Raw genomic sequence first — 13,218 nt, forward strand, 5'->3', positions numbered from 1 at the left:
ATAAAATATCACTCAACATTATGCTGACGATGTTTTTTCACCTTCAGATGTCCATCGATAATACAGGTTTACTGCACCTCCCGGCCTGCCGATAAGCGTTCAGTGCCGCCTTCCACTCCGCCAGCGGGTATACTGTGACATCGCTATACTGACTGGCACACAGCTTAGGCCAGATGTGACAAAATTCGTCCTGCCACGCCTCAACATTCAGTGCATCAAGATAGTTGCGAATATGAAACCATTCCACGCGCGGTAAGGCCTGCCGCTGGCGGAATATCTGCCCGGAAAGCAGCCCATAACAGACAAATGTCCCCTGCACGGGCATCACGCTCAGGATCGTTTCCGCCAGCGCTCCCCCTGTGGCGTCGTAAACCACGTCAGCACGCGCGGCAACGGTGCGCACTGCCTGCGTGTCGTGTTGCACAAGGGGGATAATGCCTGCCGCGGCAAGGCGCTCAGCATGAATGGGAGAACGGTGAATACCGTACACCGCCTCCGCACCTGCCCGCAGCGCCCACTGCCCAAGCAGAAGCGCGCAATCGGAGCCGGCAGCGGTTAGCAGCACCTGCTTATTCTGAGGTGAATAGCGGGTCAACATCATCTGTGCCGCCAGCGGATTGATGTACGCCCGTGCGGCCAGATGCGAATCGATGTGTTCCGGAACCGGGATAGCATACTCTGCCGGACAATCGACAACATGCTGCCAGGTTCCCTGCCCCCGCAACGGCAGGACGCGGCAGCCTGACAGATGCGCAAACGATGCGGGTGCCTGCGTCACGATACCGACACCTTCGTAGCCCGCCACTGCCGGCAACGGTGTCCGGTGGCGGTACGCACCGGTGATGGGAATAAGATCGGATGCATTGATCGGAGAAAACAGCATACGTACGCGGAGATTTCCCGGAATCAGCTCGCCAGGTGGTCCAGCCTCAGGTTGCAGAACAGATTCCGGTTCGCCAAAACGACGATACCAGAGAGCCAGGTTATCCATTACGATCTCGCTGTACAGAGTCAGGCGGCAAAGCTTAGCGCTTCTGCGCTGACAGGTCACGGCGTAATGAACGAAGATCGTATTGCTCCCTGAATATCAAAATTAGTTCTCCCTCTGTTCCATCAGGGGAGATATGGTAAAATTTTCTCTTTTCACAACAGGTAACTCAGCATGGCACTGATCCCCAAAAACTACGCCCGACTGGAAAGCGGATACCGGGAAAAAGCACTAAAAATTTACCCCTGGGTATGTGGGCGCTGCTCGCGGGAATTTGTGTATTCCAATCTCCGTGAACTCACGGTTCACCATATCGATCACGATCATACCAACAACCCGGAAGATGGCAGCAACTGGGAGTTGTTGTGCCTGTATTGCCACGACCACGAGCACTCAAAATACACAGAGGCGGATCAGTACGGCACTACCGTTGTGGCCGGAGAGGACGCGCAGAAAGATGTGGGTACAGCAACGTATAATCCATTTGCTGATTTGAAATCGATGCTGAATAAGAAAAAATAACGTTAAAGGCTCCTGCTCATGGCATAACTGCCCGCGTCGGTTACATGGGCAGTGATGCGATGGGCGTTCTACAATTCAATGGCCAATTTTGCCGGGATACTGACACTTCTGGCGCATCAGGCATTAAATTCCTCTGACTGATGCGGTAAGGCATCACACATCTCTTGTAACTCATTGAACAATCTTGCCACATGGAAACCATCGCACACGGAATGATGTACCTGAACGGCGAGAGGCAACAATATTTTTCCATCCTGTTCGTAGTATTTTCCGAGAGTGAACATGGGGGAAAAAAAGTTCTGCATGTTAGCAATGTTCATATTAAAACTGGTAAAACTTACCCAGGGAATAGCCGATACGAAAAACACATTCTCCCGAGACTCTTCCTTAGGCCAATAAGAAAGGTTATTTCCATAGCGTGCAACGTCTTCTGAATAAACGTTCTGGAAGTGATGGATATTGCCATCGTAGTGACTCCATAATGACGAAAAAGTCTCCGTTTCATTATGGAAAATTGTATAGCTTGGATGAATATCCTTCCATATAACAAGCTCATTGTCCTTCATATTCATGCGGAACTCCGAATGCCTGTTTACGATTTTAGAAAGGAGGAAAATAATAGTCGGGTAAAACTTCCAGCCAACCTCTTTTATATGTTTTAGCAGCGCGGTAATATCTACCAGGACAGTCTGGTTAATTGTACATTGAGCAAATGACTGAAACACTTCGAAATGCTCCTTCCGTGCCCAACGAGATAAGTCAACAGGTGTATATTCTGGGGTTGTTTTTTTCATTTGTTAACCTTTGCTTAGCAAACATATATTTGATAATAGAAAATTGAAGAGTCTTCGACGCTCAGGCTACCGTCTTTCTTAATACTTCCGGTGATCAACAGCTTAACCATCACATCTCCAGTATAAACACCTTGCAGCCAGCCACACGTTGCTCAAAAAATGGTTTTGGGCCAGACACCATTTCAACCGCCTCGAATCTTTCTGTCAATCTCAGACTGTGGTTTTCCGAACAGGTATCCCTGTACGAGATCGCAGCCAAGCGCCTGAAGACGTTCAAGCTGTTCCTGGGTTTCAACACCTTCTGCAATAACCCTCATATTGAGGCTCTTTGCCATGCCGGTAATCAATTTAACGATATTAAGTGCATCATCTTTCGTGGATATAGGATTCACAAAGGATTTGTCTATTTTAATTTTATCAAAATTAAGTTCACTCAGCCTTGAGAGCGACGAATACCCCGTTCCGAAATCATCAATGGAAATTTTTACACCCAGCGATCTTAGCTTTTTGAGAATATTGATCGGTATGTTGCTATCACTGAAGAGCGAAGACTCTGTAACCTCTAACTCAAGACGGCTAGCCGGTAGTCCTGTCTCTTTCAGGATGGACTGCACCATCGTAGTAAACGATTTAGTGCCCAGCTGAACAGGTGAGACATTCACAGAGATCCTTGCCGGAACCGCCCAGGAAACCGCTTCCCTGCAGGCAAGTTCAAGCACTGTTTTGCCAATCCCATTGATCATCCCTGTTTTTTCAGCAACAGAAATAAAGTAATCCGGGGACAATATCCCCTTCACAGGGTGTACCCAGCGGATAAGCGCTTCGTAGCCGTAAACTTCATTGCTGAATGAATCGACAATAGGCTGGTAATAAACAACGAATTCATTGTTATCGATCGCCAGTGCCATATCATGTTCAAGGGTTCTGCTTTCCTGCAACCTTTGCAGCATCCACTGACGGAAGACTTTTATCTGTTGCGAACCTTCTTTTTTGGCTTCGTAGAGGGCCAGATCGGCAAATTTATAAAGATAATCAGAACGTCGTTCATTATCGGATAAAACAATACCCACACAGGTGGCAATTTTTATCAGTTGGTTATTAATCGTATAGGGTTGACTGATATAGTTACTGATTTCTTTGGCGTGTGAAACAGCCGCATTTTCGGTCAAGCCACTGGACAGAAGTGCAAACTCGTCGCCGCCCAAGCGGTAAAATGTATCTGAAACGCTGCTCATTGAGGTGAGTCGCCTGGATACCTGATTCAACAGTAAATCTCCGGTATCATGGCCATAGGTGTCGTTAACCTCTTTGAACCGGTCTAAATCAAATAACATCACGGTGACAGGAATGTGGTTTTTATCTGCCTGAAGAATAATTTCATTGAGGTCATCCCAGAAGTAAAGGCGGTTTTTCATGCCAGTGAGGGAATCATGATAAACATCATATTCCAGCTTCGAATTCTGAATCTGCAGTGTTTCTTTTGATAACTGAAGTTCGTCAGCAAGGCTTTTAACCTGCAGATGTGCTTTGAGAATATTTTTGTTCTGATAAATCATTAAAAAGCCCAGAATGAAGCTTAATATCACCAGGAGTAACGAAAGTGCAGAATAAATATAATAAAGAATTTGTGTTTTATTGTTGGCTTCATTAATCGTGTTAATGTTTTTCATTAACGCATTTGCAGAAAGTTGACTTAGCGGCGCATCGAGCATATGCATACTTTTAAGGTATGCTTGTAGCTCTGAATGGCTCATTTTTTCAAGATTACCATCCAGATAAGCAAGCATTTTCTCCAGACGTGCAGCGAGCACTTGATGCATTTTATCGTTTTCAATATAGCGACCTAAATCTCCCCCCTTCATTAAATCGCTCTGGCTTAGCATAATGTCGAGACGCATGCGGGCCTGGTCTATCGTAACGTTATCGGTATCGGTTGCGTATAGACCAAGCCATGATTCAAATCGGTAATACTCTGATACCAGTTGAGCCACGGACCAGGACTCAGTGTAGTGAGTCAGTTTTTGCAACTCTTGCTGTTGAGCATAAACAAGAAATGCAATATATCCTGTCGTGAGAAAAAGAGAAAAAATGATACCAACCAGTATCCTGTTCATTATGTTCTCCTGAACTGCTATTCAATTTTCATTTTGCTAACCTGCCATGCTGAACGCGAGTAATAAATCTGATTATTCAACTCAGGAAGACTGTCATAGGGGTATACAATGAATGATGGACCTTTATCGCGGATGCTCATATATTCGCCATTGATCTTTAAGGCAAGTATGGCGTTGTATTTTCTGAAATCACTGAAAGGTATGACGGTAGAGTAATCATTGAGCGCAATAACATTAACGACAGAACCCTTTGCACCAACATAATCCATGAGTTTGCTCATTGGAACACCCTCAAACTTAGTAAGTCCATTATACCAGGGGGACGTCGTCTGGAAACTCACCAGGCCTAGTTTTTCAAGGCTGGCGAGATCAAACACTGCTTTTCCATCTTCATTCGTGTTTTGTATATTACCGTAAATCGTTAAAATGGGTTTACCGACGGGTTTCGGCAGTTCGCCAGCCCAGGCTAAACTCTGTACCAGACAGCATAACAGCATTAGGGTTAATCTCATTTTAGCCTCCACTTTTTACCAGAAGTATAAGAATTATAATTTAGATATCACACTAGTTTATGTATTTTGTTGGATAGTATGAGTTTTATAGCTTTCTTTTCATTAAATAATAGTATAATCAAGCAATTAGGTGTTAGTGATGATAGGGTGTTTGATAGTCGAATGATGCTTCATTTTTTGAGACAAGCTAAAGTTGCCTGAATAATCTCTGTTACGTTTAAAAAATGATCGCCTTGATTGATATTGCCTCATGTAGGCATACCCGTTTTAGTTCCACGCACCTTTTGAGATTTCCGGGGCATTGTCGATAACATTACTACTCCAGATGAGGATGAAGCTGATATCCATCACAACCTCAAAATGGGTGCCGTCTGGCAACGACATGGTCAATAAAGATGCCTTGTTACTGCGCCTAACGTTTAACAACCGCAGTATGCGTAGCGTGTCGGCTACATACTGTTGTCAGGCGCAATACCTGGCCTTATACCGGTTTGATGTTCTGATTCATCCGGAAGAGGTTCGTTGGGTCGTACTGAGTCTTGAGCTCCACGAGTCGATGGTAGGTCGCACCGTAAGCGAAGGCAATACGATCAGCCTCCTCCTGAGTGAGGAAGTTGATGTATGCACCGCTGCTGGCAAATGGTTGTGATTTAGCGAAGAATTCACGCGCCCAGGCAATACAGTGTTCATCCTCGGCGGCCGACTCCCAGCGACCATGCACATTCATCACGTAATTAGCATCCCGGCTTGAGTAGGCCATTGCCTCAGGCGCGACCCTGGCCGTCTGGCCTCCAATTGTCCCGATGAATATCTCACACTGAGGTGACGGCAATCTGGCGGCGTACTCAATGATGGTATCGATAACGCCGTCACTGAGTTGCGAGAAGTTGTGCGACTTCCAGTAGTTACGTGCCCCTTTTGACAACAGGGGATCGAATGCCTGCTGCCAGGCGGTGTAGGGCTGAACGCCGATATGCTCGCCGAGCACCGTGCCAAACCCACGCAGTGGCTCGATAAGCTTCTCGCCCTCTTTAGGGTCGCCCACATAACACAAAGCGAGCGCGACCATCTCTTTCCCGTGAGCATCCTCTGGCAGGAAAGGTAGCGGAGGTGCTTTGCGCGTGACCATCCAGACATTCAGCTCTTCCGGCATCGTCTCGGTAAATCGGGCAAACTGCGTGATCACGAGCTTTGCCTGATCAAACGGAAAAACAATGAGCCCACTCAGTACGTTCGGCCCGACGGGATGGAGTTGGAATTCGAAACGAGTAACAACACCGAAGTTGCCACCCCCTCCCCGCAGCCCCCAAAACAGATCCGAATTTTCTGATTCGCTGGCGTGCAGCTGCCTGCCATCTGCCGTGACGACCTCCGCGGAGAGCAGGTTATCTATCGTCATACCGTACTTGCGACTCAGCCAGCCGAACCCGCCACCGAGTGTCAGACCGGCCACACCGGTGGTCGAGTTGATGCCCAAGGGCGTGGCAAGACCGTATGCCTGTACCACTTCATCAAAATCGCCAAGGGTGCAGCCAGGTTCAACGCTGGCCCTACCGGTTGCCAGGTCCACTACCACTCTCTTCATCAGTGAGAGGTCGATCATCAAACCGCCGTCGCACACGGCATTGCCCGCGATATTGTGTCCACCCCCGCGGATCGAAATGAGGAGATTTTGCGTTCGCCCGAATTCGATGGCCTGAACGACATCATCAGGTGACGTGCAGCGGGCGATCAGCGCGGGCTTGCGGTCGATCATTGCGTTCCAGATCTGGCGTACCTCGTCGTAGCCTGCCTCGTCTGGAAGAATCACTTCCCCCAGGAAGTGCGTTTTGAACTCGTCGATATGTACCTTGAGTAACTCCTTCATGATTATCCCCTACCATTGAATACCCCTATTAATTATGATGGATTTCACAAATTTTGATGGTTTGAAGGGTATTTAATGGAAAGTTTGTTGGCTGTGGCCACAAGCAGGTTCAACGGTTCAGTAATATCAATGGTATTACAGTGGCTGATGATCCGAACTCATCGTTAATCTTGAGATTAACGATGTCTGTTTAGGGCGAGGAGTAGCGCTGGCACTGTAGCGTGGGGGAATGATGAGAAGGTCACAATCCCCGGGTTCTTAAATTTCTTTTTCATCGCTTAAAGGAAACCACCCTGTTCCTTTAGATGCCAGAATAACATTCCAGAGTTTGTCGGGTATGGTCAGTTCTTTCACGGCTCTGGGATTAAGCGATGTCTGGATTTCATTTATACGACCAGCTTTCGCTAAAGCAACCCATTCAGGGTTAATGACCAGCCCTTTACCTATTGCTACAAGTGGAAGTCCACGTGAAAGTGCTTCCTGTGCCTGTTCAGGTGTGCGTAGTTTTCCCGCAGCAATCACCGGTATTCTTTCAGCAATATGATTTAAAATTAAATCAATAGTTTCTGGCCCATTTGGGGACTCTACAGGGTAGCTGTTGTTAACACTTACCAGAGAAGTATGTATATACGAAATACCCGATGATATCAGTCGGTCCAACAGCTTATAGGTATCCTCAATCCTCAACCCCCCTTCTGCAGACTCTTCTGGCGAGATCCTGTAGCCGATAACAAAGGGTTTCGTTGCACATTCATACACTGCATTTTTAACTTCCTGCAATACGGCGAGGGGAAAACGCATACGGTTTTCGAGATCCCCACCCCACCGATCAACACGTTTATTAAACAGCGGAGAAAAGAAATTCTGTAGCAGGAAACCATGCGCACCATGAAGTTCCACACCATCAAAACCCGCTTTAATTGCTCTTCTTGTGACAGCACCAAATGCCCGAATTGTTGTCTGTATTTCGCTCTCAGTCATTGCCCTGCTTTGTATCGCTTCACTATTAATATCACCGGCCTTAGCATATGACATACTGGCGCTGACGACATCACCATTGGGTATAAGCTCAGGAAGGGCCTTATTACCCGCATGGAAAATCTGAAGTATGGCGGTAGCACCGCCACTCTTTGCCGCAGATGCCAGTTTTTCAAGACTGTTTATAAAGCGATCGTCATAAGCAGCGAACTCATCTGTGAATCCAATGCCTTCAGGCGTTACGAAGGTGCAGCCCGTAATTACCAGACCGACATCCCGAGCCCGGCGTTGATAAAATGCCAGTTCTTGATCTGATATAGTGCCATCCGGGTTAGCTGACCAGGTCGTCATTGGAGCCATGACAATACGATTACGTAACGCTATATCTCTGGTAAGCATATAGGGTGAAAAGAGTGAAGAAAATTTATTTTGCATAATATGGTTCCGGCAAGTTTTATAACGCAATGTATTTACGACTTCAGCGAATTAATGTCATCGTCATTTCAAAAAAACATCACATAAAGGCAGGTTTAGGACCGTCGGTGTCTGGTTTATTTAAACCAATATTTTTATTAACCATCTCTGATGGATTATTTATGATTTTGACTACCTGTGCCGCTACACTTTTTCTTGAAACTTCAGTGCCTTTAAATGGTTCATCCTTTTGAGTGACTTCATAATCCACTTCATCATAATCCGTCAACCAGGCTGCTCTGATGATAGTGTAATCAAGCCCAGAACATTCAAGGATATCTGCACATTTTCTGTAAGGTGGGAAATACTCACCAATGGTTTGGTTATTCCACTCGCCGAATTCACCCGGTACTTCATTGTATATACCCAGGGTATTAATACTGACAATTCGTTGAACGTTATTCTTTTTCATTGCCGAAATGATGACTTTCATCTGCTCATCAACCTCTCCGGCAAGATTTGCATAAACAATATCTTTTCCTGCCATAAGTTGATCCATGAATGCCTGATCCGATGCATCACCAATAACAATCTCTGAATTTACGGGCTCTTCACCATTAAGTTTACTGGGGTTACGAACCAGAAGCGTCATTTTTACATCAGTCTGACAGGCAAGCATATGTATAGCCCAGGAAGCAATTTGCCCACTGGCACCTAATATCAGTACATTTTTCACTTTTTTTCCCGAGAAATTAAGAAAAGGACAGTGGGGAAACCTTTTGTTCTCCCCACGGTAATTTAATTACAGATGCGTTTTGTAGAAAGGGATAAGTTTATCAAGAGCTTGTTTTACAGGCTCGGGCTTATCGTATAGATCGTAATGTGACCAGCCTTCAACGACGACCAGTTCTTTGTCTTTGGACGCCGCCCGGCCAATAATTTCACATCCATCGCGGTATGCACCAAATGCCCCGACTTTATCACCCACCACGACCATTAACGGCTGTGTTAAGAGCACCTCTGCAAGATGAAATGCATCCCAACCCACGGCAACACTCTGGTGAGAAAACAGTGCCCGGTTAACCCCATTTGGAGCATATCCGCGTGGTGAACGATAATATTCCGTCGCCCCAAACAGGTCGGTTTCCGTCAGCCCTGCCGCGATAGCCGCTTCTGGAGACGGTGGCAATAAATCATCAACACGAAGCCCGGTACCGCGGGCTTCAGCCGTTCTCTGTTGTGCCATTGCTTCAAGTGCGCCAACAGGATCGAAAGCTGTAAATCCTTCACGCATCAGGCGACCATAGTTTGCACCAGTGATTGTGCCAATCGCTTTAATTCGACGCTCTGTCATTGCCGCATTAATTGAGTAGCCACCACCGCCACAAATACCCAGCACACCAATGCGCGCTTCATCGACATATGGCAGGGTTACAAGGTAATCCACGACCACACTGAAGTCTTTAACGCGCATGGTTGGATCCTCCAGGTAGCGAGGCTCTCCACCACTCGCCCCCTGAAAACTCGCGTCAAAAGCGATCACGACGAAACCCGCTTTTGCCAGTGCGGCACCATAAACACTCCCGGAGGTTTGCTCTTTACAGCTTCCAATCGGATGGGCACTGATAATTGCCGGATATTTTTTAGTCTCATCAAAATCGTCCGGGAAATACAGGTCAGCAGCTATGTTCCAGTAGGTATGTTTTATCGCAACAGTCTTCATATGGGCCTCCGGGGAATGTAACCCTGGTCAGTAAAAAGTTTATGCCGTTTTTCCGCGCTTCACTCGTGGCTGCACTGCGGATTGCGTTAATAGTAGAACTTGCATTGGTTATCATCAATAACCTAATATCTATCACAGTGTTAATCATGAGTTTACAATAAATGAAACTAGAACCTTCTGTTCTGCCTTCGCTTGCCTGGTTTGCGTTGATTGCACGCTCCGGCAGCTTTGCCAAAGCCGCTTCTGAAATGGGGATCACACGTGCGGCACTCTCCCAAAACCTGAAGACACTTGAAGAGCGTTTGAATACGAAGCTTATCTATCGAACCACACGTAATATGTCCTTAACCGAGGAGGGTTTGCGCCTGTATGAGGTTCTGGAGGTGGCTTTAGGTCAGATAGATGATGCGCTAAAAGATGTGGGTGATACCCAGCTTGAACCCACCGGATTACTGAGGATAAATTCATCGCGGGTGGCAGCCAGAATGCTCATTGAACCTGTCATCAGTGAATTCCTGAACCGGTATCCAAAAATTCAGATAGAGCTCATTATGGATGATGGTTTGTCTAACATCATTGCCGAAGGTTGCGATGCAGGTATTCGCCTTGGACAGAGCCTGGCAGAGCATATGACGGCTGTTCCTGTCTCACCCCGTATCAAACTGATTACCGTTGCCTCACCAGACTATTTAAGCAGGCACGGAATTCCGGAGTCACCTGAGGAATTACGCAATCATAATTGTGTGCGGCTGCGACACAGAAGTAGCGGTGCTCTCCCGCCGTGGGAGTTTTATCGTGTCGGGAGTAAGAATGAAGAGTTCGAACTTGAAGTCTCGGGTGGGTATATTACAAATGATGATGAGAGCATGATTCGTGTGGCAGTTAATGGTACAGGGATCATTCAGCACCTGGACTTTGCGATATCCGATTTCATCAATAAAGGGCTTTTACAACCCATTCTCCAGGACTGGAGTATTTCATTTCCCGGGTTTTATCTCTATGTATCATCAAGAGTAAGAATGCCATCTAAAGTTCGTGCTTTCATAGACTTTATGGTAGAGAAGCGCCTGAACACGACGGGATAACCGGGACAACAAACTGAATATTTATTGTCCTCTACTGGCTGTGAGTTCAACGGGTCTGCTGCGATCGAGGAGTAATGCCGGCGCTATTTCAAACCAGTCCGGCCGACTGGCTTGAAATTACCCCAGGTTAGATCCAGATATCGTTTTCTGCGGTGCGTTCCCCACCTTCATGACCAGTGTTCAGGACACCACAGGGTTCTATCATCATCATTTTTACCACCGTCTCAGCGGACGTTTTATGCTCAATGCCTTTTGGTACAACATACATTTCCCCCGGATTGACGAGGACATGCCCGTCGCGAAAATCAACACGTAATACGCCCTCGACCACGATAAAGGCTTCGTCGGTTTCAGGATGAGAGTGCCAGATAAAATCACCCGCTATTTTCACGATTTTAAACTGGTAGTCGTTCATCTGCGCGATGACTTTGGGCTGCCAGTGAGCGTCGAAGAGAGAGAATTTTTGTTCCAGATTTACAGGGAAATACATGGTGACATTCCTTTAATGGCTAAGAAACGTCGAGGATAAATAATGTCGCTACATCAGTCTTGAACGATCGTGCAACTCAGGCACGGTGACGTTGAATAAATTTTTGCCAACGGCCCGGTGAAATGCCGAATGTTTTTATAAACTGGCGCGCCATATGACTCTGATCTGAAAACCCCGCCTCTACAGCAGACTCTGCAAGTGACAGGCCCGTCTGAATCAGATGGCGACAGTAGGCGAGACGACGCATCGTTACATAGCGATAAGGACTCGTTCCGTAAAGTGCACGAAAATCCCGGCTCAGGCTCCAGCGATCTTTACCACTTACGGCGGATAACGTATCCAGCGTAATATTCTGGCTGAATTCTGTTTGTATATATTCCCGCGCTCTCTCTGCAGACTGATAATCCACCAGGCATCGGCGAAAACGTTGCCCGCCGACGACGGCCAGAGTCCAGGCCAGATCGTAGATCGCATCCTCCTCTTCCAGCATATCGATAGCATCTTCTGGCGCTTTCAACAACGACCCGGCGGCGGCAAAAAGTCGGGGATCAGATGAGATCCCGCCAGGAATAAATGGCAACGGCTTTCCGCCCAATATTTTCTGGATTAACGCAGGTTCGATATAGACCATTCGATACTGAAATCCCTCAGTCGTTCCCGCCTCTCCATCATGAATTTCATCCAGGTGTAAGACCATCGTCCCACCGGGTAAGCTGTGTTGTTTACTGTCACGATAACGAAAAGATTGCACACCTGATAATGTCCTGCCGATCGCATAAGTATCATGACGATGAGGTTCATAACCATGCCCGCTGAAATACGCCTCCAGGCGTTCTATTTTCCCCGGCGTGTGTGCAAGTTTGACCCAGTCTTTGTTCTCTTGAGCACTCGACATGTGTAACACCTGTTTCCCGTTGTAGGAGGATCCTCACTCTGCCTGGAGCACAGAATGGGTGGTTATCATCTCCCGGAGATGAATTTTTCGTAAGCGCTCTAAAGTGAATAGTTCCAACTACCGAAACACTTAGATTTCCAGTGCAGCAAGAATTGCTGCTTCTATTTTCTCGGGGGTGGTCATCGGTGCAAAACGCTTAAGTGGTTTACCGTTGCGTCCGATCAGGAACTTAGTAAAGTTCCACTTAATCCGCCCCCCCAGCACGCCGGGCAATTCTTTTTTCAGATAACGGAATACCGGGTGCGCTGCGGCTCCATTTACCTCTACTTTCTCGAACATCGGGAAACTTACACCGTAGTTAATGTAACAGGTTCTGGAAATTTCGTCGGCTCCGCCGGGTTCCTGTTTACCAAACTGGTTACAGGGGAAGCCAAGCACCACGAATCCCCGAGCGGCATATTTCTTGTAAAGCGCTTCAAGGCCACCGTATTGTGGTGTGAAGCCACATTGGCTGGCAGTATTAACGACCAAAACCACCTTACCAGCGTAGTCGACCATAGAGATAAGCTGCCCATCCAGGCTGGTGGCAGTCAGTTGGTAAAAGCGAGTCATACTGGTGCCCTCACGTAAAATCTGTCCGACGTAGCACCTGTTCTGCTAAGTTCGATGAGTGGATACTCTAATGATAGTATTGCCAAATGGCTTTTTCATTAGGGAAGGTGCGAATAAGCAGGTCATTTCTTCCCAAGCTGACTCGCTGATTAAAATTTCGCGGATCTGGGCCGATTTTTTTCCCGCAAACACATCGAATCAGCCTATTTAGGCTATTTTTTCCA

At 47.0% G+C, this 13,218-nt stretch carries 14 protein-coding genes; 2 read left to right on the forward strand and 12 right to left on the reverse strand.

Going from position 1 to position 13,218, the window contains the following annotated elements:
• Positions 1 to 43: 43 nt before the first annotated feature.
• Entirely contained in the window at positions 44 to 991 is a 948-nt protein-coding gene (locus ACHHZ6_RS19480; RefSeq protein ID WP_395122936.1) for a zinc-dependent alcohol dehydrogenase family protein, read from the reverse strand.
• Positions 992 to 1,162: 171 nt separating this feature from the next.
• On the opposite strand from ACHHZ6_RS19480, the gene yajD reads away from it, so the two are divergent.
• A complete protein-coding gene (gene yajD / locus ACHHZ6_RS19485; RefSeq protein WP_182271284.1) occupies positions 1,163 to 1,510 on the forward strand; it encodes an HNH nuclease YajD in 348 nt (115 codons plus the stop codon).
• Positions 1,511 to 1,626: 116 nt separating this feature from the next.
• Here yajD and catA read toward each other — a convergent pair whose 3' ends face one another.
• From catA to ACHHZ6_RS19525, 8 genes are all read right to left on the reverse strand, one after another.
• Positions 1,627 to 2,304: a type A chloramphenicol O-acetyltransferase gene (gene catA, locus ACHHZ6_RS19490; protein ID WP_182271283.1), complete on the reverse strand. Its 678-nt coding sequence runs from the start codon at positions 2,302 to 2,304 to the stop codon at positions 1,627 to 1,629.
• A 182-nt stretch (positions 2,305 to 2,486) separates the two neighbouring features.
• The gene (locus ACHHZ6_RS19495; protein ID WP_182271282.1) at positions 2,487 to 4,418 is read right to left on the reverse strand and encodes a bifunctional diguanylate cyclase/phosphodiesterase; all 1,932 of its coding nucleotides are present in this window, start codon (positions 4,416 to 4,418) and stop codon (positions 2,487 to 2,489) included.
• A gap of 17 nt (positions 4,419 to 4,435) precedes the next feature.
• The gene (locus ACHHZ6_RS19500; RefSeq protein WP_182271281.1) at positions 4,436 to 4,930 is read right to left on the reverse strand and encodes a molybdopterin-dependent oxidoreductase; all 495 of its coding nucleotides are present in this window, start codon (positions 4,928 to 4,930) and stop codon (positions 4,436 to 4,438) included.
• 267 nt (positions 4,931 to 5,197) lie between these two features.
• A complete protein-coding gene (locus ACHHZ6_RS19505) occupies positions 5,198 to 5,320 on the reverse strand; it encodes a hypothetical protein (RefSeq protein WP_269062564.1) in 123 nt (40 codons plus the stop codon).
• A 91-nt stretch (positions 5,321 to 5,411) separates the two neighbouring features.
• Positions 5,412 to 6,797 carry an FAD-binding oxidoreductase gene (locus ACHHZ6_RS19510; RefSeq protein WP_395122937.1) on the reverse strand — a complete coding sequence of 462 codons (1,386 nt, stop codon included), beginning with the start codon at positions 6,795 to 6,797 and terminating at the stop codon, positions 5,412 to 5,414.
• Between the two features lie 258 nt (positions 6,798 to 7,055).
• Complete coding sequence (locus tag ACHHZ6_RS19515; RefSeq protein WP_196391234.1) at positions 7,056 to 8,210, reverse strand: NADH-dependent flavin oxidoreductase; 1,155 nt, start codon at positions 8,208 to 8,210, stop codon at positions 7,056 to 7,058.
• Positions 8,211 to 8,289: 79 nt separating this feature from the next.
• Entirely contained in the window at positions 8,290 to 8,925 is a 636-nt protein-coding gene (locus tag ACHHZ6_RS19520) for an SDR family oxidoreductase (protein ID WP_196391233.1), read from the reverse strand.
• 66 nt (positions 8,926 to 8,991) lie between these two features.
• Positions 8,992 to 9,912 carry an alpha/beta hydrolase gene (locus ACHHZ6_RS19525; RefSeq protein ID WP_182271278.1) on the reverse strand — a complete coding sequence of 307 codons (921 nt, stop codon included), beginning with the start codon at positions 9,910 to 9,912 and terminating at the stop codon, positions 8,992 to 8,994.
• Between the two features lie 161 nt (positions 9,913 to 10,073).
• Between ACHHZ6_RS19525 and ACHHZ6_RS19530 the strand changes: the two genes are divergently transcribed.
• Positions 10,074 to 10,997: a LysR family transcriptional regulator gene (locus ACHHZ6_RS19530; RefSeq protein WP_182271277.1), complete on the forward strand. Its 924-nt coding sequence runs from the start codon at positions 10,074 to 10,076 to the stop codon at positions 10,995 to 10,997.
• A 127-nt stretch (positions 10,998 to 11,124) separates the two neighbouring features.
• On the opposite strand, the gene ACHHZ6_RS19535 is transcribed toward ACHHZ6_RS19530, so the two are convergent.
• The 3 genes from ACHHZ6_RS19535 to ACHHZ6_RS19545 all read right to left on the reverse strand — a co-directional run bounded on the left by ACHHZ6_RS19535 (position 11,125) and on the right by ACHHZ6_RS19545 (position 12,994).
• The gene (locus tag ACHHZ6_RS19535; protein ID WP_182271276.1) at positions 11,125 to 11,487 is read right to left on the reverse strand and encodes a cupin domain-containing protein; all 363 of its coding nucleotides are present in this window, start codon (positions 11,485 to 11,487) and stop codon (positions 11,125 to 11,127) included.
• A 76-nt stretch (positions 11,488 to 11,563) separates the two neighbouring features.
• Positions 11,564 to 12,382 carry an AraC family transcriptional regulator gene (locus tag ACHHZ6_RS19540; RefSeq protein WP_395122938.1) on the reverse strand — a complete coding sequence of 273 codons (819 nt, stop codon included), beginning with the start codon at positions 12,380 to 12,382 and terminating at the stop codon, positions 11,564 to 11,566.
• 129 nt (positions 12,383 to 12,511) lie between these two features.
• Positions 12,512 to 12,994, reverse strand: coding sequence for a glutathione peroxidase (locus ACHHZ6_RS19545; protein ID WP_395122939.1), 483 nt, complete (start codon positions 12,992 to 12,994; stop codon positions 12,512 to 12,514).
• Positions 12,995 to 13,218 lie beyond the last annotated feature (224 nt).

It is taken from the genome of Enterobacter cloacae complex sp. 2024EL-00214 (assembly GCF_043945575.1).
Lineage (GTDB): Bacteria > Pseudomonadota > Gammaproteobacteria > Enterobacterales > Enterobacteriaceae > Enterobacter > Enterobacter cloacae_P.